The following is a 19,395-nucleotide window of genomic DNA, read 5'->3' on the forward strand; positions in this document are numbered from 1 at the left end:
ACGGCACGCCCGAGGAAATCAAGTCCAACGCCGCCGTGCAGGAAGCCTATCTCGGCGGTGTTCACGGAGAGATCGCCGCATGAGCCTGATCGAGGTCAATGGCCTGAACAGCTATTACGGGGACTCCCACATCCTGTTCGACGTCGCCATGCGTGTGGAGCGTCATGAGGTGGTGGCGTTGCTCGGCCGCAACGGCGCCGGCAAGAGCACGACGCTGAAGAGCCTGATGGGCGTCGTGACGCCGCGTAGCGGCAGCGTGAAGTTCGACGGTATCGATATCGCCGGGCGCAAGAGCCACAGAATCGCGCAGGCGGGCATGCAGCTCGTGCACGAGGAGCGCCGGATTTTCGGCAGCCTGTCGGTGGAAGAGAATATCCTGCTCGCCGGGATCACGGCGCCCAAACGCTGGCCTCTCGACCGCATCTACGAGATGTTTCCGCGACTGAAGGAGCGGCGTAGTAACCGCGGCACCGAGCTGTCCGGCGGCGAACAGCAGATGCTCGCTATCGCGCGGGCGCTGGTGCGCGATCCCAAGATCGTGCTGCTGGACGAGCCGTTCGAGGGGCTCGCGCCCGTGATCGTCCACGATCTCGTCAAGGCCTGCCGCGATCTCGCCGCCGCCGGCCAGACTATCGTATTGGTCGAGCAGAATTTGGCGGCGACGCTGGCGCTGGCGAGCCGGATCTACATCATCAACAACGGCCACATCGTGCACGAGGGGCCGGCTCGCGAGCTCAAGGCACAACCGGAGCTGCTCCAACGCTTTCTCGGCGTCTAGTTCTTCACCAAGCGCGACGTCACGACGCGGAGTCTTTGACGACCTCTCGCCGAAATCGAAAAGGAGGACACTAAAATGAAATACGTTGCCGTAAGAGCGGTTCAATTTTTACTTGCAGCGTCATTGGCGGTGACCAGTGCACACGCGGCCGAAAACAAGGTCGTGATCGGTGATATCGACGACATGTCCGGCCTGTATGCCGACGTGATCGGCCCCGGCGGAGTCGAGGCGGCCAAGATGGCGATCGAGGATTTTGGCGGCAGCGTTCTAGGTAACAAGATCGAGTTCATGGTCTCCGATCACCAGAACAAGCCCGACGTTGGAGCGCAAAAATTCCGGGAATGGGCCGACCGGGACGGCATTACGATGATTCTCGGCGGATCGAACACGGGAGTTAGCCTGGCGATGAACAATGTCGCCAAGGAGAAGAAAATTCCGTTCATCGCTATCGGCGCAGCCGGCGCATCACTGACCGGCAAGGACTGCACGCCCTATACCGTGCACTATGTCTACGACACGACGGCACTCGGCAACGGTACCGCCAAGACGATGGTGAAGCAGGGCGGTAAAACCTGGTTCTTCCTCACGGCCGACTACGCCTTCGGCACCCAGTTGCAGGAGTCCGCCTCGAAGGTGGTCGAGGCCAATGGCGGCAAGGTCACTGGCGCCGTGCGCGTCCCGCTCTCCACGTCGGACTTCTCGAGCTATCTGCTCCAGGCGCAAAACGCGGGTGCGCAGGTGCTTGGGCTGGCCAATGCCGGCAACGACTTCACTAACTCAATCAAGGCTGCCGACGAGTTCGGCATCGCCAGGACAATGAAGCCGGCCGCATTGCTCGCCTTCATCAGCGACATTCACAGCCTCGGCCTCAAGACCGCACAGGGCCTCTACCTCACCACTGGCTGGTATTGGGATCTCAACGACAAGACCCGCGCCTTCGCCAAGCGCTATTATGAGAAGACGAAGCGCGAGCCCACCATGAATCAGGCGGGCTACTATTCGGCGACCATGACCTACCTCAACGCGGTCAAGGCTGCCGGCTCCACCAACTCAGAGAAGGTGATGGCCGAGCTCAAGAAGATGAAGATCGACGACATGTTCACCAGCAACGGCAAGATCCGTGCCGACGGCCTGATGGAGCATGAGATGTATATCATGCAGGTCAAGAAACCTGATGAGTCCAAACAACCTTGGGACTACTACAAGCTGGTTCAAACTATGTCGGGCGAAGAAGCATTCGGGAAGTTAACCGACTCGGCGTGTCCGCTGGTTACACACTGATTGCCGTGTTCCGACCGCGTCGGTCGCACAAGAGGAGCACACCCGCAAGCGCACTTATGTTTGTAGTGCGGAATGGGCGGCGTGCGCGGCGGCATCCGTGGCGCTTGCTCTCTCGCTGCCGCCAGCCCGACCAAAAACCAGACACTGGCGGCAACCTATGCTGTAGTGCTGTTCAGCGTGATGGTCCAGGGATCTACACTGGGGACGGTGGCGAGACGCACCGCTGGCAGAAGCCGAATGCTTGAAGGCCGGGATCCGATCATTTCGCCCAGGGGTAATCGGCCTTTGCCACCGCACCTCGAGCACCGGCCGGGTAGATTTTTGCGGCCCGGCTCGGGCTTCCGCACCGGCAGCGATACGGTCCCGCTGCAAGCCTCGTATCTGGTCTCGTCCACGCGGTCGCCCGTCATGCTTCGCCGACCCCGGAGAGGATTGCCGCGGGTGGAGGAGTGGCACGGCGCCGGCAGGCCTCCGGGTCTGGACCCCGGTTTGCTGCGGGTATCGTATCGCTTGGCCATGTCGAGAAGCCGCCGCCCTGTGAACGGATCGGCCATCTCCGCCAGTTCGCGCGCCCGCTGCGCAAATCCCCTGTAGAACTCTTCCATGACGCCACCTCCGCAACACCAAGCAGGGCGGGAATTTCATTACGCTGGCGAGGTGGCGTAAAGCGCTGGGTCGGAGCCTGCTGACCATTTGTGACCCGCCGGTACTCCTTCCTGAGGCTGAAAGCATTCTGAGCGCTTGGGAGCACACCCGGAATGAGTGCCACCCGAGGGGCCGGATGATGCAGCTGCTGCTGGCTGATCCTCTCCACGGCCGATTTCCCGCCCGCCTGTTCCGTCGTGGAAGGTTGAAATGACGCCCATGCGATGTATAACCGGACTCGGGTGTTCGCTGTATCCGCAGCGACAGGAAAGCGATGGTCGGGCCGCCACGCGGAGATCCTACGCCCGTGAACCACAATCCTCCGTTTGACGATCTGCCGAAAGCCCAGCGGCTGGCCGAACAGGCCTTCAATACCCTTCAAAGGTTCCTGCACGTCGAGGCCGTCAGCGGCGCCGTCCTGCTCATTGCGGCCGCCGCTGCACTGATCTGGGCGAACTCTCCGGTCGCTCATAGCTATCACGATTTCTGGCATCTTCCCGCGACCATCGGTTTGGGGGAACTCGTCTTTTCACGCTCGTTGCACTTCTGGGTCAACGACGTGCTGATGACGATCTTCTTTCTCGTCGTCGGAATGGAGATCCGGCGCGAAATCCACGAAGGCGCACTAAGCAGGTTGGATCAGGCCATTCTGCCGCTGATCGCGGCGGCCGGTGGCGTGATCCTCCCGGCACTGATCTATCTCAGCCTCAACGCCGGTCCGGATCGCGGGCAGGGCTGGGCGGTGCCAACGGCCACGGACATCGCGTTCGCGGTTGGAGTTCTCGCCCTGCTTGGACGAAGAATCCCGGTCAATTTGCGGGTCTTCCTCCTTGCTCTTGCGATCATCGATGACATCATTGCGGTCCTGATCATTGCTCTCTTCTACACCGCAGATATTCAGCTTGCTGGCTTCGCCATCGCGTCGGTCGGCATTCTCGCAGTTCTGGGCTTTCAGCGGATCGGTTTCGGGTCGGCGTTCTTGTACGTCCTGCCCGGTTTTTTGGTTTGGATCGGGTTCATGACGGCCGGAATCCATCCTACCCTTGCGGGTGTGGTGCTTGGGCTGATGACTCCGGCGCGCGCAATTCCTTTGCGGGAGCCACCGCTGGAAATGGTGTCTCGCGTTGTGAAGCAGTTGCGAAGCAGCGATGCGGTCATGGAAAAGGATCCGCACAGATTGGCGCAACCGCTGCGAGATCTTCGCGTGGCTCACCGAGAGATGTTGCCGCCGGTCTCGCGCGTGCAGATGGCACTGCATCCGTGGGTGGCTTACGGCATCATGCCGATCTTCGCGCTGGCAAATGCCGGGGTAGGCTTGACGAATGCCAACCTGCCGGCCGGCGGTCAGTGGGTGATGCTGGGCACTGCGCTGGCTTTGGTCGCCGGGAAACCGCTCGGCGTCGTCGGCGCGACCTGGGCGGCAGTGCGACTCGGGTGGTGCCGGCTCGCTCCCGGAGTCTCGTGGACCGGGGTCTGCCTGGTCGGGCTGCTGGCTGGCATCGGTTTTACGATGTCCATCTTCATCTCCATGCTCGCCTTCGCGGATGAAGGATTGTTGACCGCTGCCAAATTGGGGGTCCTCCTCGGCTCGCTTCTCGCGGCCATGCTCGGCCTCGGCTGGGGCCTCAGCAATGCCCGACGTTTGTGAAAGTCTAACCGATGCCCTTTAGAGCTCCGCATGTGTCGTTCGTGTCGTTCGCCGTCGAGATATTGTCCTCGGGGGTCACTCAGGTGATGATCGTCGAAACGGATCTGCACCTCAATCCAAGGCATCCCGCCTACGATAGGTCGGCCGTGACGCAACTGATCGCAGCCGCACAGGCTTACACGAATGCCAATGTGGAAGGCCCTTCTTCCATTCGGCTCGTCTCGACCCAAAGCGGGGAAATTTGATGCGTGTCATTCGGGGATCAGTCGCCTCACTGATGGCCGATGCCGGAGCGGCTGACCATGGCCGCATGGGAACGATAAGCAGGGTGATAAGTGGAGAGGCTCGTGCGGCGCCGTAAGGCCTGGACGAAGCAGGACGAGGCTACACTCCTCGAGATGCGAGCGGTCGGGGCTTCGTGGGAGGCGATCGCCGAATCGCTAGGCCGCACCAAAATGTCGGTCGAGGTCCGCGCGGCGGAGATCAAGCGTCGCAATCCCGGTGCTACTTGTGAACCGCCGGCGGGATGACCGACCCGGGCTATTCTCTTGTTTGTGACTTAACGTCAGTTGGACGTATGGAGAGGCAGCATTGCTCCGGCGTTCGGGAAGATTATTGACCAACATGAAGCATGTGCCGTCGTTGATAGGCGTCGTCGTCCTGTTTGGGATCGTCTTCTTCCTGACGAGAGCAACTCTTTCAACTTTTCAACTGACAATCGGCATTTGCATCGCTCTGCTCGTCTATGGCGCGACCATGGCGTGGCACATCCGTAACATCCTTCGCTGATCGGTTGAGGATGCGTGGCGTCTTCGCCGATATGGCAACGCTTCTGTTGCCTTGTTGCGATGGCACTTCACCCGACGTAGCCCGCTGATGAGGAGCGACACCTGCGCGGAACGCCTGGCCGGCGTTGCTCCGCCCCTACCCCAGAAGCCCTCAAGGCGAGGCTACGCTTACACCGCACTCCGGGACCCACCGTGTGGCAATAGCACGGGTGCGAGTCTCTCGGCCTTCCATCTGCCTCAAATGAGGTCGCGGCCGGTGCTTGGCGCCGCGGAACCGTCCCGAGCAGATAAGCTTGTCGAAGCTTCGGGGTTGATGTTGCGACGCAGCAACTGTATGAAAGAGCTTCGTCGGACCCGATCGATCGGGTGGCTCGGCCGGGCGCCCATCCCCCGGAAACCCTCAGCGTAGCGATATGAAGCTTACCTTTAGGCCGACCGGGCGCTGCCCGTCGCCTCGCTGGTCATATTGGTTTTAGCAAAAATGAGGTTCTACCAAGCGTTCCGCCGCGAGTGGATGACAAACGTTCCAACCGAAGTCCTGTCAGGTGTTCTGGTCGCCCTGGCTCTAATTCCGGAGGCAATCGGATTTTCGATCGTCGCCGGCGTCGACCCGAAAGTCGGCCTTTACGCCTCCTTCTCGATCGCCTGCGTGACCGCCGTCCTCGGCGGCAGGCCGGCGATGATCTCGGCAGCGACGGCATCGACCGCGGTGCTGATGATCGCCCTGGTCCGCGATCACGGCCTTCAGTACCTGTTCGCCGCGACGGTGCTGATGGGACTGATTCAGGTCGCCGCTGGGGCCGCGCGGCTTGGTCTACTCATGAAATTCGTGTCCCGCTCGGTCATGACCGGATTTGTAAACGCCTTGGCCATTCTCATTTTCCTGGCTCAGTTGCCGCAATTGACGCACGTCGGCTGGGAAACCTACGCCATGGTCGGCGCGGGCCTGGCCATCATCTACCTCTTCCCTTACGTCACCAAACGAGTGCCGTCCGCCTTGGTCAGCATCATCGTGCTGACCGCGTTTACGCTGTGGTCCGGCATCAAGCTGCGTACCGTCGGTGACATGGGCGAATTGCCGTCCAGCCTCCCGTTCTTCGCGATCCCCCAAGTCCCCTTCAATCTGGAGACCCTGAGGATCATCCTGCCATACTCGTTGGCGATGGCTGCGGTTGGGCTGCTGGAGTCGCTTCTGACGGCTTCGATCGTCGACGACATGACCGACACGGGCAGCAATAAGAACCGGGAATGCGTCGGCCAAGGAATCGCAAACTTCATCACCGGGTTCCTTGGTGCGATGGGCGGCTGCGCCATGATCGGGCAGTCGGTCATCAACGTCACCGCTGGCGCCCGCACGCGGCTGTCCACATTCTTCGCCGGCGGATTCCTGCTGTTCCTGATCGTTGTCCTTGGCGAGTGGGTGAAGCAGATACCGATGGCCGCGCTCGTGGCCGTGATGATCATGGTCTCGATCAGCACGTTCAACTGGTCCTCTATCGTTAACCTGCGGTCCCACCCCCTAAGTTCGAGCGTGGTGATGCTGGCGACCGTAGTCGTCGTGGTGGCCACCCGCGACCTGTCGATGGGCGTGCTCACCGGCGTCGTCCTGAGCGGGGTGTTTTTTGCGGCCAAGGTTGCGCGGTTGCTCGGAATCGCAACTGAGCTGTCGGACGACGGTCGCGAGATCACCTACTTTGTCACTGGGCAGGTGTTTTTTGCGTCGTCCAATAGCCTCGTCGATGCCTTTGACTATCAGGAGGTGCCCGAGCGCGTCCGCATTGACGTGAGCGACGCGCACTTCTGGGACATCACCGCAATCGGCGCTCTTGACGACATCGTTCTGAAGCTGCGTCGCCACGGTGCGCAGGTCGAACTGATTGGCTTGAACCAGGCGAGTGCAACCATGGTCGAGCGGTTTGGTACCCACCATAAGCCGAACGTGCGGCAGAAGCCTGCGCACTAACGTCTGAGTAGATGGAGCGTTGCCCGGGCTCCTTGCGACCCTCCGTTGGTGATCCCATACCAAGCGGAGCCGGCAGTCGTCTTGCGCTATGCCGCGAGTCGTACCGGCAACCGGGCCAACGCGCGGATGCCAAGCCGTTTGTGCCACCGGATCTCTTCGGGCTTATTTGCAAGCCGCAAATGGGGAAACCTCTCCAGGATGCGCTGAATCCCTATCGAGGCCTCTGCGCGCGCAAGCTGGAACCCAAGGCAAAAGTGCACGCCGGTGCCGAAAGAAAGGTGCGGATTGGGGTGGCGCGTGATGTCGAAGGTGTGGGGCTGCTCAAACCTTGCCGGGTCGCAGTTCGCCGCAGCAAGAAATGCCGCGAACATCTCGCCGCGCCGGAACTGACGTCCTTGCCAGACCAGATCTCGGGTCGCGAAACGGGGCTTGGTCATCTGCACGGGAGAGACGTAACGAAGACATTCCTCAATGCATGTCGGCATCAGGGCCGGGTCTTGGCGCAACCGGCTCGACTGGTCCCCATTGGTGAGCAGCGCGTAGAGACCGCCCGCTATGAGATGCGTGGTGGTTTCCTGCCCCGCACCGAAGAGCAGGAAGATCATGGAGACAATTTCGTCCTCGCTGAGCGTTTGGCCTTCGATTTCGACCTCGCGCAGCGCAGCGATCAGGCCCTCGGGCCGCGCCCCGCCGCCGGGTCTCGAAACGCGCCGAAGGTACCGGACGACGCTGATCACGCCGGGGATGGCGCGTATCACCGCAAAGACATTCGCCGCATCCTTCAGCCAGCCCAACCAGTTCTTGAATTGGTCGTGATCCTTCTCCGGCAACCCCAGCATCGCGCAGATTACCGAAAGGGGCAGATCTCGGCAGAACTCGGTCATGAGATCGGCCCCGGGCTTGCCGTCCAGCTTGTCGAGCAGCCGATCAGCCACCTCAACGATCGTCGGCTTGAGGACTGCAATCGTGCGCCTCTGGAAGGCGTCATCAACGAGGGCACGCAGGCGACGGTGCTCCGGATCGTCGTGGCCGAGCATGTTCGACGCAAGGAGGCCGAGCGTCCTCGGAAGAACTTTCAATATCCGCTCCTGCGTCCTGCTTCCGGCGTTTGCGGGATCGCGCGCGAAGTCCTGGCTGTTTTTCAACAGTTCTGCGCAGCTCTCATGACTTGTCGCGAGCCAGGTGCGGCCGACGATCGGCAACCTCAAGCGCACCACCGAGCCTTCGGTTCGCATGCGGTCGAGTGTCGCAAAAGGGTCCGCGTGGAACTCCGGAGATAAAATGTCGAACCGTCGCTCGTCGTGCATGTCTGCTTCCGCGCTTCTGGTTGTTGGGGTAGAAATTGAGCGGTGCTCCGTCCTTTACCCGCGCTGGTGCGGACCGTGCGGCGCCGCTCTGCCGAGGGGATGCATCCTCGGAAGGACACGCTGAAAAGGACAGGGAGCGTAGGTCCCCGCCTGGATCAAGGGCGATGTCTGGATTGTCGGGCAAGGATAGCCGCGCGCAACCGGTACGCCGCAACGCAGGGCCACAGGGGAGCGTTGGCTCTGAAGAGCAAGCGGGTCCATTCAAACTGCCTCGGCGCGCGCATCCCTGCGTTCAGTGAAAGTATCGGAACTGCAGAATGTAGACCGCCGCTCCGGCGAAGTATCCGAGGAGCGCAAGTACGCTGATGTTTCGCATGTACCAGATGAACTGGATCTTCTCGATTCCCATCGCGGCAACTCCCGCAGCGGAACCGATGATCAGTATCGATCCGCCCGTGCCGGCGCAGTACGCGATAAATTCCCAAAGGAAGTTGTCCGGTGGATACTGGCTCATTCCATACATCCCCATCGAGGCTGCGACCAAGGGAACGTTGTCGACGATGGCGCTGAGCAGCCCCAACGCAAGCACGATTGCGTCGGTGCGGCCGATGCTTTGATCCAGCCAGGCTGCCAGGGCGGCGAGAATATGGGTGTGCTCCAGTGTGGCAACGGCCAGCAGAATGCCCAAGAAGAAGACGATAGAGCTGAGGTCGATCTGGGTGAGGGCGTGCGCCACGGTCAATCGCCTCCTCTCCTGCGCTTGCTTCTGGCGATGAATGATCTCTCCGACGAGCCACAATGTTCCCAAGCCGAAGAGGATGCCCATGAAAGGCGGCAGGTGGGTAACGGTTTTGAACGCTGGCACCAGGATCAGGATCCCAACACCAAGAGTGAACATGACGTTTCGTTCAAAGGCCGGCGTGAAAGGGTCGACGCTGCCATCCAGCTTAGGACTCGCGAAAGTTCGCCCGCGCAGCCGGTAATTCACGATGAGCAGCGGGATCAGCATGTTTGTTACGGAGGCGGGGAATAGCGTCTTGACTATGGCGAGAGCGGTGATCTGGCCCCCGATCCACAGCATGGTCGTGGTGACGTCCCCAATGGGGGACCATGCGCCGCCTGCGTTCGCAGCGATCACGATCATAGCAACGAACAACAACCGATCACGCTTCTTGTCCAGCAGCTTTCTGATCAGCGAAACCATGACGATCGTGGTGGTGAGATTATCCAACACTGCGCTCAGAAAGAACGTTACGGCGCAGATGAGCCACAGCAGGGTCGTCAACTTCTTTGTGTTGATCTGCGAGGTGATGATCTCGAATCCGTCGTGGGCGTCTATGACCTCGACAATGGTCATAGCGCCCATCAGGAAAAATATGATCCCTGCCGTCGAACCGATGCTCTCGCGGAGCTGATCGGCGATAGCTTCGTGGTCGGCCGCCCCCATGGCATACATCGTCCAGAGCAGGCCGGCGCCAAAAAGGGCAGAAGCTGATTTCTCTATTTGGATCGGGTGTTCAAGCGCTATAGCGGCATAAACCACAATGAAAACGACGACGAGTGCGACCAGCAAAACGAGCCTCCCAATCCGGATTTCGTGGGGATCATGCCCGAACCGAACTGCGCTAAGAAGCCTCATGTGCTGAAAGGCCGCGGTCCAGTATTGTTGGCTTGGGAGAATAAAATGCCTCAACCAAACGGTAGCAGATCAAGCTTGTGGGGCTCCCGCGCGAACGGCCCCGTCGGCTGGATTGTCACCGTCGTATCCGTTCTGACGTTTGTCGTGGTCCTGTACGTGTATGCAACGAGTGGCCCACGGACTTCGCCTCCGAATGGGACGGGCAGATCAAGTGATCACTCGCCGGCTCGTCTCTCAGCACCGAGCAAGTAAGGCCCTAGCAACTACTTGGACTTCCGAAATCGTTCGTCGCAGGGGCATTGCTTCCAAGGCGGCCAAGCAAGAAGCTTGGCAAGGTGCCGCAGCGGCCGCGGCCGTTGCGGCAAGGGTCTACTCGCAAGTTCACGCAGCAAGATCAGCTTGCTCTTGTGAGCCGCGATATTGGCGTCGTTACCTGGTCAGCAGGCCCGAAATGAACGCCGCCGCGCCGAGTCCGATGAAACTTAAAATGATGGGCGGGTAGAGCACCAATGCGGCCTCGAAGCGCAAGAATTTTGGATGCTCGCCAGCCTTGTTGGGGCGACCGATGAAGATGAGCACTGCTGCGATTGCCAACATCGCAACTCCGGTCCAAATGTTCATGTCCGCTTCCTCCGGTGACGCGGGAAGCAGACCGACCCCATCGTGGGAGGGCAAGTTGGTCAATGGTCGCATCCACGGCCTGACATGCGCGGCTCATATAGCGTCAGAACGGTCCCGTCGCGTGCAGATGTGTCGAGCAGCGGGTCAGGATTCCTGACTCAGACGCATCGTACAAGTCCGACTTGCTGGACCAGTTATCCAGAAAAGTTTTTAGAATGTGGCGGGAGCCCCGCAAGGATGCGCATGGCTATGGAAGCTCACCATCAAAGTGCGTACGGTACGGACCATGGTCAACGCTCCTGCCGCGGAGGGCGTATGCCAAACGGGTGCGCATCTGCCGATAAGGGACGGACGGCCGCAGTCGCCGCCGTTGCACGGCTGCTATTGACTGAGCAATCTCCAGTAGATGGAGCGAGAAAAGTGGATTATCTCACAGGCCGCTTCGGCCTGGTCGTTTGAGGTTTGCCGCCAGGCGATCGACGCGCCGCGACCTCCAAGGCCACGAGGCCGAAGGCGGAGAGAGCGATAAGGACGACGAGTAGCAGCAGGCTGCCGTACATTCAGATGGTTCCTACCGAGCTGCTCCTGTGAGGAGCGCGTGGTTCAACAACGTGCGGCGTCGACGTCGCAGGTAGAGTGAAGTTGTCGATCAAGCAATTGCAGGCGGAGATAAGCAGGCAGTTGTGTGTACGCAGGCAGAGCAAGGCCCATGCCTGCAGCCCGAGCCTTGCCGGCATCTACACGCGAGTTTTCTCGGCTCTACGGCGGGGTAGTTTCTGATACTGCGCAAAAAGTTGCCGGTCGGGGCACCCTCAAAAAATACTCTTCTCACGGGAGTCTCCACGAACGACACTTTCGGGCCAAACGGAATGTAGTGATTGGCAGCTCGCCAGGCAGTCGGGAGATCGCTTGTCGCCCGTCAGGAAAATCCTGACTATGAAGACTTCCGTTCGGGCGACGAAGGTTCGGTCAAGTGGCTCAAAGTCAAAACCTCAATTGGAAAGGGGCATCTGCATTGCTCTACTTGTTTGTGCCGCGACCGCGGCTTGGCACATTCGTAGGCTCAGCCGGTGATCAGGCTGGGGAAGCGCGGCGTCTCGGCGGCCTAGCGCAATACTGCCGGTGGATGTGCGGCAGGAAGGGTTTGGTGCGCTGCACGATAGTAATCGCCCGAGGAGTCGGAGTATGCTTCGACGTCTGCCAAAGACGGCGCTCGAACGCCGCACACAATTACGTCCAAGGATGGAAAGGCCGCTCTTCGGGGCGGCTTTTCTGTGAGCGCGGAGGGTGAAGCAAATGCATCTGAAAGCCCCGATCGACCTTGACACGGAAAGGTCGCGCAAGAGGGCCGTGTGGTTGTGTCAACTAGCTGAAGGGGCGGCTCACCCGGAATTCGCTGAAAAGCTCAAGGATCTGACTGCAGAATATGAAGAACTTGCCGAACAATTAGAGCATGAGCGCCAGTAGGGCGTCTCGCGACCGCCTTCCGGGGATGCTGGCTACCGAACCGAGTGCGGCGCCGCAAAGACCTCCACTTCGCGCCTTCGATCCTTCACGCCGCGCAGGTGTGGACGGCGCGCCTCGTAACAGTACTGATGACGCCACTCTCGCGATCAAAGCACCCTTCAGTGTGGCGAAAGGCGAGTGGTTATGCGTTCGGCTACATGAGCTTGCAGTACAGGTCGTCGCCACGCTGACCGACCGCATCAAGACGCGGAACGTGCTGCTTTGCGGCCTTCGCCCTTGACGCATCCGCGCGACCTGCGCCACCGCGATCTCCCTGGGGCCATTCGGGAGTTTATGGCCGTCTTGGTTGAGCGTCCCCACGATGGCCCCGCAGAGGTGATGCTCGACCGGTGCAAGCAATTGTCGCAATCGGGATCGAGCGCAAACTGGCAACCTATTGCCGCGATGAAGTCAAAGTGAAGCTGATCAAGCAGACGGTCACGATGCGCCTGGGGCGGTCCCCTACGTCCACGACAAGAGCAGACTAGGCATTGCAATCGGGCGAGACGGTCCCCTGCCGCGGGAAAACGTCACCACCGAGTGTGAATCGGCGCCGAACTGAACCCCTTGAACTAATGCCAGCAATCCCTTGTGGCGAATAAGAGAATCTGCATCGGGATGGGGTCCCGATCGGCGCCGATGGTGACCCCGTTTCGACTGGCCTTTCTTAGTTGCCTTCACAGCGTTGCTGCCGATATCTGCACCAGCCTGCCCCGTGCGCCGATTCACAGCGCTCGTCCCCTAGCCACACACACATTCCATTTGCGTTTGGCCGCATAGTCCTTGTGGAAGGCCATGGCGTCGACGGTGACACGCGAGCGACTCTTGCAAGCGGTGAAAAACGCTTCGCGAAATGGCGACGAGATCGGCGGGTAAGCCTGCCATCACCGTTCACGAGAGCCATGGATCTGGCTCGTTCGTGCGGGTCCGCGAACCGCGGCTTTACGGCCGGAGCTTCGTTTTTGGCTTGCGTTGCTGCGCCGACGGTGCCGGCATCTTGCCGCCGGCATCAAGGAACGTTTCGATGAGCGCGTCGCTCCACGCCTTCATTGCGACGGCCTTCTCCTCCATCAGCTGGTCGACCGAGTAATACTCGCGCGTGACGTCCGACATGCCGGACTGCTCTTTATCCTCGAGCGCGTGCGCCAGGGTCACCGACGCGGCTCGTGGCGAGACGTTCTTCTCTAGAAACGCGGTCATCGCCGCGCGCGCGAGGTGCAACGTGTAATATTTGACGCCATCGAGCGCGCCGACGGCGCGGAGCTTGCCGACGTGTTCATTGAGCGCGCTTGGGTAGGTTGAAACGTCATCATTGCCCGGGTCCCGTCCGGTGCGCCGCGTCGACGCGAACACCCAGGCACTATCGAGATCGCCGTGTTCGTTCTTCGTCAGCTGCTTCCAGTCGATCATCGAGAACGTCGCGATGTCCCGGACGACCGGCGGTAACGGAAGCCAGAAGATCTCCCTCGCCTTCATCTGGTCCTCTTCCCACATCGCGCGTCCCCAGTCCGGTGCGCCGTATGGATCCTGTCGGAGGAAATTCGAGCGCTCGAGCTTCACGGTGGTATAGCGTCGATTCGCTGTGAAGTTTGTCCACCACAACCCGAACCGGACGCCGGGGCTGACCATGTCGCGGCCAGTCCGGCCGGCGCAGTATTCTTCGTGCGCAGCAAGAACCTTTCCGATCTCCGCGACGGTCAGCTCCGACTTGCGCGCCAGGCGCAGCTTCCGGCGCGCCTTGATCGCTTTCTGCTCGTCCGGAGATGGATCGGCGACGGCCAAGCGCTCCCACCATCTGTCCATGCCGTCCTTTAGGCCGCTGGTGAACGGATGCTTCTTCGCGGCCCATACCATGGCGGCTTTGAACCAGACGATGAATTTGCGCTTCGCCCTGTGGACGCCGGCGCCGGCGACCTTGGCCTCGATCGCGTCGCGGGCTTTCTCGACGGTCTGGCGATCCAGATCGGTAAGGGGCATGGGCCCGAGGATCTGCACTGCCTCGTGGCTGAATGCTTGGCGGATGTCGTTCACCGTCGAAGGGGACGCGGGCCTCGTGCGTTCGTTGAGCCAGCGGCCGCTGGTCATATAAGCCGCGTAGCCGAGGCATAGCTGCGAGACCGTCCACGACAACGGCGGCGGTGGGGCGGGCGGCTCGGCCGGCTTGTCCTCGCTGAGCTCGACGTAGACGCGCTGCGCGTTCTGCCTGGCAGCGGCGAGCGTCAAGTAGGCCGGGTCGACGTGGATCCCCACGGGCGTCCCGATGACCTTCGTCTTCCGGAACGCGCGGACCAGCCATGAAACCTTCTTCCCGCGACGGCGCAACGTTAGGTAGTTCAGTTCGGTGTCGTTGAGATCGTGGATCGCATCGTCGCCGGGACGTGCCAGCTTGGCCGCGGCGATCGCGGCCTTTACGTCGTCGGGACCTATGCGCCAGCGCCGCTGGCTGCCCTTCGGCCTTTCGACTTTCGCGTCCATATTCCCCGGCTTCCCGTACAAACTCCTGTACAAACAAAAGCAGGGCTACCTCGTCGAAGCAAGCGTCTCGTGGCGCGTGAGGGCGAGTTTTTCTAGCAAGAACCTGCAATACTTAACAGATTAACGTCCCAGAGCCCTCACACCTTGTATCATAATCCTGGGGTCGGGGGTTCGAGTCCCTCTCCCGCTACCAATTCCAGCGTAACCCTTTGATTTCCCAGACTTGGCCGATTAATGTTTCGACGCGAGGGATGTCTCATTGATACATCCGGAACGGTCGCTGATCAATTCAAGCGGTGGTCGCGGCCAATGGATCAGCATCAGCATCAGCGGCGCGAGCCGACGTGCGGGACCGCGGTTTGCAAACGTGGGGTGGGTTAATGGGGGTTCGAATCCCTCCCTCTCCGCCAAAAGCCCTTAGAAACACTGCAAAATCCGAATAAACCTGTGAAATAAGGACTTTCGTAACGGCCCGGTGGTACACAAAGGTGGTACACATGGGTTTGCGAATGGCCTCTCCGTGGAAGCATCCGGGCGGCGTTTATTATTTCCGGCAGCGGGTCCCGGCCGACTTAGTTGGCCAAGTGGGATACCCGTTCGAGAAGGTCTCGCTGCGCACCAAAAATGAGCGGGAGGCGAAAGCCAAATTCCGAATCATCGCTGCCGAGCATCAAGACCGGTGGGATCAGATGCGAAAGGGCGAGCAATCGTTCACTCATCGCCAATGCGTCGCCCTCTCCCGAGAAATCTATGACGATTTCTTAACTCAGCGCAAAACCGGCGAACCAATCAAAGGCTTCATCGGTTTGCCAATTTTCCTAGGCATGTGCGAGGAGGTGCAAAATTCAGCGGCTTTCAGCCGGGCTGAGCGGTCAGCTAGGCTAGAAAACCTCCACGGTGGGCGGGTGCGCGAGATGCTCCACCGCCATGGATATCTCGTCGACGAACTCACCCACTCGATGATCTTGGACGCCGCGAATTTGGCCGCGATACAGGCCATGCAGACGTTCTCGCGGAACGTGGAAGGCGATTACAGCGAAGACCCGAAGATTGCGCGGTTTCCAAAATTTGTGACTGCTGGGGCGCAGAATCCTGAACACAAATTCGATCGGCTGTGGGGAGACTACTGCAAAGCCAGGAAGCCGGGTCCCAAAACCATTAAGAAATGGCTGCCATATTTCGATCTTCTAATGGCGCTCGTCTGCACCGACGACATGAGCCAAGTGACGACCGCACATCTTATTGCTTGGCGGGACCAACTTCAGCGGACTGACCTGTCGCCCCTCACGATCAAGGATGGGTACATCGCCGCGATGAAGGCATTTTTTGGTTGGGCAAAGAGACAACACAAACTGCCGCTTGACCCCAGTGCGGACGTTTTCGTCGAAGTGAGCGACAAATCGAAGAAAAAGATGCGGGGGTTCACGCAAAAGGAAGCTCAAAAAATTCTTTCTGCCACGTTGGCTTCATTTAGCGATCTCATGACGCCGGAAAACAGGGCGGCACGTCGCTGGGTGCCTTGGTTGTGTGCGTATAGCGGGGCCCGCGTAAACGAAATGACGCAGCTTCGCGCCAAAGATGTTCAAAAGATCGGCGGGATTTGGTGCATCGAGATTACGCCCGAGGCTGGCGACGTTAAGACGTCAGAAAAACGCCTCGTTCCTCTCCATCCGCACCTCGTTGAACAAGAGTTTCCGGAGTTCGCAAAACGTAAGAAAGGAACGCAGCCGTTGTTCTATTCGCTCAAACGGCAGCGAGGAGAGACGCGTAAGAATCCCACCTATGTCTCCGTCGGCAACAAACTCGCGGAATGGGTGCGCGGTCTGGGCATCAAGGACGAGCGCGTGCAGCCCAACCACGGCTGGCGGCATAGGTTCAAGACGGTTGGTCGCGAGTGCGGAATGGATTGGATAAAGCTGGAGTTCATTCAAGGTCATGCCCCGCGCACCGAAGGTGAAAAGTATGGCGAGGTCACGCCGGATGCTATGCTTGCTGAGATCAAGAAGCACCCTCGATACGAAGTGAAGGCTGCACTCACGGTGGATCGTCGTCGAAAAACAGTCCAAACGTAGCGCTGACTGGAGCAGGAAGTGGTAGATTTAAAGCATTCCGATATCCGGACAATCGACAACGCATTTCAGTCGAGTGCGGGCTACGTGCTCAACTTTTCGGATAAGACATTTCGGGAATATTTCGATGATGAATTTCGGATAGACATCGACGATCGCAAATATTCTGCAAATGGCACTTCCAAAATGAACCGGTTGCGTACCTTCTTGCGATTGGCGGATGCCGCTGTCGTTTCCCGTGTTTTTCGCAGTCTATGGGAATACCGTCGAGCAATATTTCCCGAAAGGCCTGAGGATGCTGCAATAGAAGCGAAGCTGTTCGAGCTATTGGCCAGGATCGAAGGGGGCGGCGCGGTAGCTCGAACGGACGCCATAGATCGCTTCTCAGCGGACGAAACTCTCGAAGAGCTCGTCGCCGCTATAGAACGCGATATTTTAGCTGATAAGCCATCGGCAGCCCTCGATCGATTACACACCTACTGCGCAAAAAAATTCGGACATTTGCTCGACCAGCGAGGCGTCAGGTGGGATCGCGGCGAACCGCTTCAGAGTCGGGTCGGAAAATACGTCAAAAGTGTCATTCAAGAGCGAGAATTGCGGGAAATGACCCAACAGATTCTGAAGAACTCGATTGGTGTTTTCGACAAGTTCAACCATATCCGCAACAATCAAAGCCTGGCCCACGATAATGTCCTTTTGGAGAAGGCGGAGGCGCGTTTCATCTTTGACTCCATCAGCGCCGTACTGCGGTTCGTAAAAAGCATTGACGCTTCTCGATTCGAATCTTGAGCCGGATTCAATGGGCCGGCCGCCACCCACGGCCATGCGATTCTTGCATCAGGGCTGGGCCGCCGCGGTGGCTGCCCTCGGGCGCTTCTTCATTTTTGGTGCCGCTCCCGCTGCGGGAGGCGATGGAGCGGCTGCTGGGCCTGGAGCTGTTCGTTTGGCGTAGTCATCAAGCACGGCATCGATTCTAGCCAGAAGGGGATCAAAACCCGAGAAGTCGATGGTACCAGCTTGCGGCCGCACGATTCGCTCGGCAAAGACCACCTTGCCGAACTCGCCGGGGGCGTCGTGCTCCTTGTTGGGGTTAAAAGTCTTGCCGTCGATCTTTGTTGACAGCACGGCCGGGTCAAAAAAATCTTCTGGGCAGGATTTGTTGTCGGGACCCCTGATCGGTGTTTTGACAAGGTAGAGGTTCTCGCCGAGATGGTAGAAGGGAAGGTCCGTCGCAAGACCGATAGTGACACCGAATTTTTTGCTTTGAAGCAGCTTGAATATCTGAGTTGCGCCATCGTCATTATCGATCAGCACAATCACCGGGTGTTTCATCGGGCGGTGTTTAAACTTGACGAGCGTTTCCTTCCAAGCTTCAAGAAAAAACTTCAGATCGGGTGAGCCGCCTCGAAGCTGCAGAAGGTCCTTTGACTGCTTTGAATACTTGAAAAAATGCACATTGAGCGAAGTCTTCCCGTCCTTGGTTGAAATCAGCTTCGGATGCAGTGCCGCCTGTTTTCGAATCGCACTTTTGAGGTAGACCGAATCGGTCGGTCCCTCGCAAAGGATGAGCGGCTTTGCTAGGTCGATAAAATGCTTGAAGAAGACGAGTTGAAAATAGATAAGGCGTATCGCCGACGGGTATTCGTTCTTCTGCGTGGTTCGTTCGGCATGCAGTGCGTGACGCTTTTCCTTGTTCTTTTCAGCATCAATCGCGAGATCAATCTGCCGCTCTTTGATATGATAGATGTGATTAAGGACGCCCTCAAGTCGCTGTACGGAAGAGTCGTTTACACCGTCGCGCTTATAGGTGCCGGTGGTGAGCAATGAATTCGTCATCGCGCGTGCAAGTTTATAGTAGCTTTGCGGTATGTTGACTTTTTCATTGACCGTTAGCCCCGTCACAGTTTGGCGGCTACCCCTAACCTGCATTCGGGTCTTTGCCTCGTTAATCGTAAATCCGGCACTCTCGATGCGCGATTTCAACTCATCGCCGAGCGCCCAGCCACTTCCAACCGCAACTGCAAGGGAAGCTGGAAACGCTTTCAGGTTGGTTGAGAAAGTGATGTCGTCAGCATAACGCGTATAGGAACACCTGCTTTTGGTGGCCAATTTGACCATCCGCATATCGAGGAAATGCGTTAGTAGCTCGGACAAGATCGGAGAGCACGGGCTTCCCTGCGGTAAAACTCCGTCGTTACACGCGATCTGGGCGAGGGTGGTCGCAACCGGTTCGGCCAACTTGAACTGGTTATTGTTGAGGAAAAAGCCGCGTACGCGTCCGAAATTCAGGCTGGGAAAGAAATTCTGTAGGTCGAGATTCAGCACATAGCGGCGTGATCTGTGAGCCATCGCGTTTGTAATGATGGATCGGTTCTTGCGAAACGCGTGAGACAGATTGTTCCTGCGTTTATCAGATTCCTCAAGTTCGCGAAGGCATTCGTAAAGGATGCCGGCGAGTCGCTTTTGCAAGGCCTTGAGCATTGGAATCGGTGCATCGATTCGTCGCTGCCCGCCGTCCTTCTTTTTAACATCAAAGGTCGTGTATTTTGCGGCCTTTGGAATTTGATAGACGATGAAGGACAAGCCGCTCGGACTGTAGCCAAGCAGCGCCGCTAGATCATATCGGGTTTTTGCAGCGCGAAGGGATTGAAGGATCGACAATGCAAATCACCAAG

15 protein-coding genes, 1 pseudogene and 1 other annotated feature are annotated in these 19,395 nt (G+C 59.0%); of the genes and pseudogenes, 10 read left to right on the forward strand and 6 right to left on the reverse strand.

Features of this window, described 5'->3' with window-relative positions:
- Positions 1-79: 79 nt before the first annotated feature.
- Both IVA74_RS40230 and IVA74_RS40235 read left to right on the forward strand, forming a co-directional pair.
- A complete protein-coding gene (locus tag IVA74_RS40230; protein ID WP_247353644.1) occupies positions 80-778 on the forward strand; it encodes an ABC transporter ATP-binding protein in 699 nt (232 codons plus the stop codon).
- Positions 779-853: 75 nt separating this feature from the next.
- Positions 854-2,059 (forward strand): ABC transporter substrate-binding protein, encoded by a 1,206-nt coding sequence (locus tag IVA74_RS40235; RefSeq protein ID WP_247353646.1) that lies wholly within the window; start codon positions 854-856, stop codon positions 2,057-2,059.
- Positions 2,060-2,465: 406 nt separating this feature from the next.
- Here the strand turns inward: IVA74_RS40235 and IVA74_RS40240 are convergent.
- A pseudogene (locus IVA74_RS40240) lies at positions 2,466-2,664 on the reverse strand (hypothetical protein).
- Positions 2,665-2,978: 314 nt separating this feature from the next.
- Between IVA74_RS40240 and nhaA the strand changes: the two are divergent.
- The 4 genes from nhaA to IVA74_RS40260 all read left to right on the forward strand — a co-directional run bounded on the left by nhaA (position 2,979) and on the right by IVA74_RS40260 (position 7,103).
- Positions 2,979-4,352, forward strand: coding sequence for a Na+/H+ antiporter NhaA (gene nhaA / locus IVA74_RS40245; RefSeq protein WP_247353648.1), 1,374 nt, complete (start codon positions 2,979-2,981; stop codon positions 4,350-4,352).
- 41 nt (positions 4,353-4,393) lie between these two features.
- Positions 4,394-4,597: a hypothetical protein gene (locus tag IVA74_RS40250; protein ID WP_247353649.1), complete on the forward strand. Its 204-nt coding sequence runs from the start codon at positions 4,394-4,396 to the stop codon at positions 4,595-4,597.
- A 370-nt stretch (positions 4,598-4,967) separates the two neighbouring features.
- Positions 4,968-5,141, forward strand: coding sequence for a hypothetical protein (locus IVA74_RS40255; RefSeq protein ID WP_247353652.1), 174 nt, complete (start codon positions 4,968-4,970; stop codon positions 5,139-5,141).
- 346 nt (positions 5,142-5,487) lie between these two features.
- Positions 5,488-5,540: a sequence feature (sul1 is cis-regulatory element that is thought to sense ions involved in sulfur or methionine metabolism; They are found in Alphaproteobacteria), on the forward strand.
- Positions 5,541-5,621: 81 nt separating this feature from the next.
- Positions 5,622-7,103: a SulP family inorganic anion transporter gene (locus IVA74_RS40260; RefSeq protein WP_247353654.1), complete on the forward strand. Its 1,482-nt coding sequence runs from the start codon at positions 5,622-5,624 to the stop codon at positions 7,101-7,103.
- An 86-nt stretch (positions 7,104-7,189) separates the two neighbouring features.
- Here the strand turns inward: IVA74_RS40260 and IVA74_RS40265 are convergent, their stop codons facing one another.
- The 3 genes from IVA74_RS40265 to IVA74_RS40275 form a co-directional block, all read right to left on the reverse strand.
- A complete protein-coding gene (locus IVA74_RS40265) occupies positions 7,190-8,410 on the reverse strand; it encodes a cytochrome P450 (protein WP_247353656.1) in 1,221 nt (406 codons plus the stop codon).
- A gap of 292 nt (positions 8,411-8,702) precedes the next feature.
- Complete coding sequence (nhaD, locus tag IVA74_RS40270) at positions 8,703-9,983, reverse strand: sodium:proton antiporter NhaD (RefSeq protein WP_247353657.1); 1,281 nt, start codon at positions 9,981-9,983, stop codon at positions 8,703-8,705.
- A gap of 495 nt (positions 9,984-10,478) precedes the next feature.
- The gene (locus IVA74_RS40275; protein ID WP_247353659.1) at positions 10,479-10,733 is read right to left on the reverse strand and encodes a hypothetical protein; all 255 of its coding nucleotides are present in this window, start codon (positions 10,731-10,733) and stop codon (positions 10,479-10,481) included.
- 1,233 nt (positions 10,734-11,966) lie between these two features.
- On the opposite strand from IVA74_RS40275, the gene IVA74_RS40280 reads away from it, so the two are divergent.
- Entirely contained in the window at positions 11,967-12,137 is a 171-nt protein-coding gene (locus IVA74_RS40280) for a hypothetical protein (protein ID WP_247353661.1), read from the forward strand.
- Between the two features lie 981 nt (positions 12,138-13,118).
- Here IVA74_RS40280 and IVA74_RS40285 read toward each other — a convergent pair.
- On the reverse strand, positions 13,119-14,399 hold the full coding sequence (locus IVA74_RS40285) for a hypothetical protein (protein WP_247353662.1): 1,281 nt from the start codon (positions 14,397-14,399) through the stop codon (positions 13,119-13,121).
- Between the two features lie 163 nt (positions 14,400-14,562).
- Here IVA74_RS40285 and IVA74_RS40290 point away from each other — a divergent pair, with 163 nt between their 5' ends.
- The 3 genes from IVA74_RS40290 to IVA74_RS41040 all read left to right on the forward strand — a co-directional run bounded on the left by IVA74_RS40290 (position 14,563) and on the right by IVA74_RS41040 (position 17,509).
- Complete coding sequence (locus IVA74_RS40290; protein ID WP_247353664.1) at positions 14,563-14,775, forward strand: hypothetical protein; 213 nt, start codon at positions 14,563-14,565, stop codon at positions 14,773-14,775.
- A gap of 373 nt (positions 14,776-15,148) precedes the next feature.
- The gene (locus IVA74_RS40295) at positions 15,149-16,723 is read left to right on the forward strand and encodes a DUF6538 domain-containing protein (RefSeq protein ID WP_247353666.1); all 1,575 of its coding nucleotides are present in this window, start codon (positions 15,149-15,151) and stop codon (positions 16,721-16,723) included.
- Positions 16,724-16,741: 18 nt separating this feature from the next.
- Complete coding sequence (locus IVA74_RS41040) at positions 16,742-17,509, forward strand: abortive infection family protein (RefSeq protein WP_247353667.1); 768 nt, start codon at positions 16,742-16,744, stop codon at positions 17,507-17,509.
- Between the two features lie 48 nt (positions 17,510-17,557).
- Here the strand turns inward: IVA74_RS41040 and IVA74_RS40305 are convergent, their stop codons facing one another.
- Positions 17,558-19,381, reverse strand: a complete 1,824-nt coding sequence (locus IVA74_RS40305; protein ID WP_247353669.1) for a retron Ec67 family RNA-directed DNA polymerase/endonuclease — start codon at positions 19,379-19,381, stop codon at positions 17,558-17,560.
- Positions 19,382-19,395: the final 14 nt, after the last annotated feature.

This window comes from Bradyrhizobium sp. 132 (assembly GCF_023074185.1).
GTDB lineage: Bacteria > Pseudomonadota > Alphaproteobacteria > Rhizobiales > Xanthobacteraceae > Bradyrhizobium.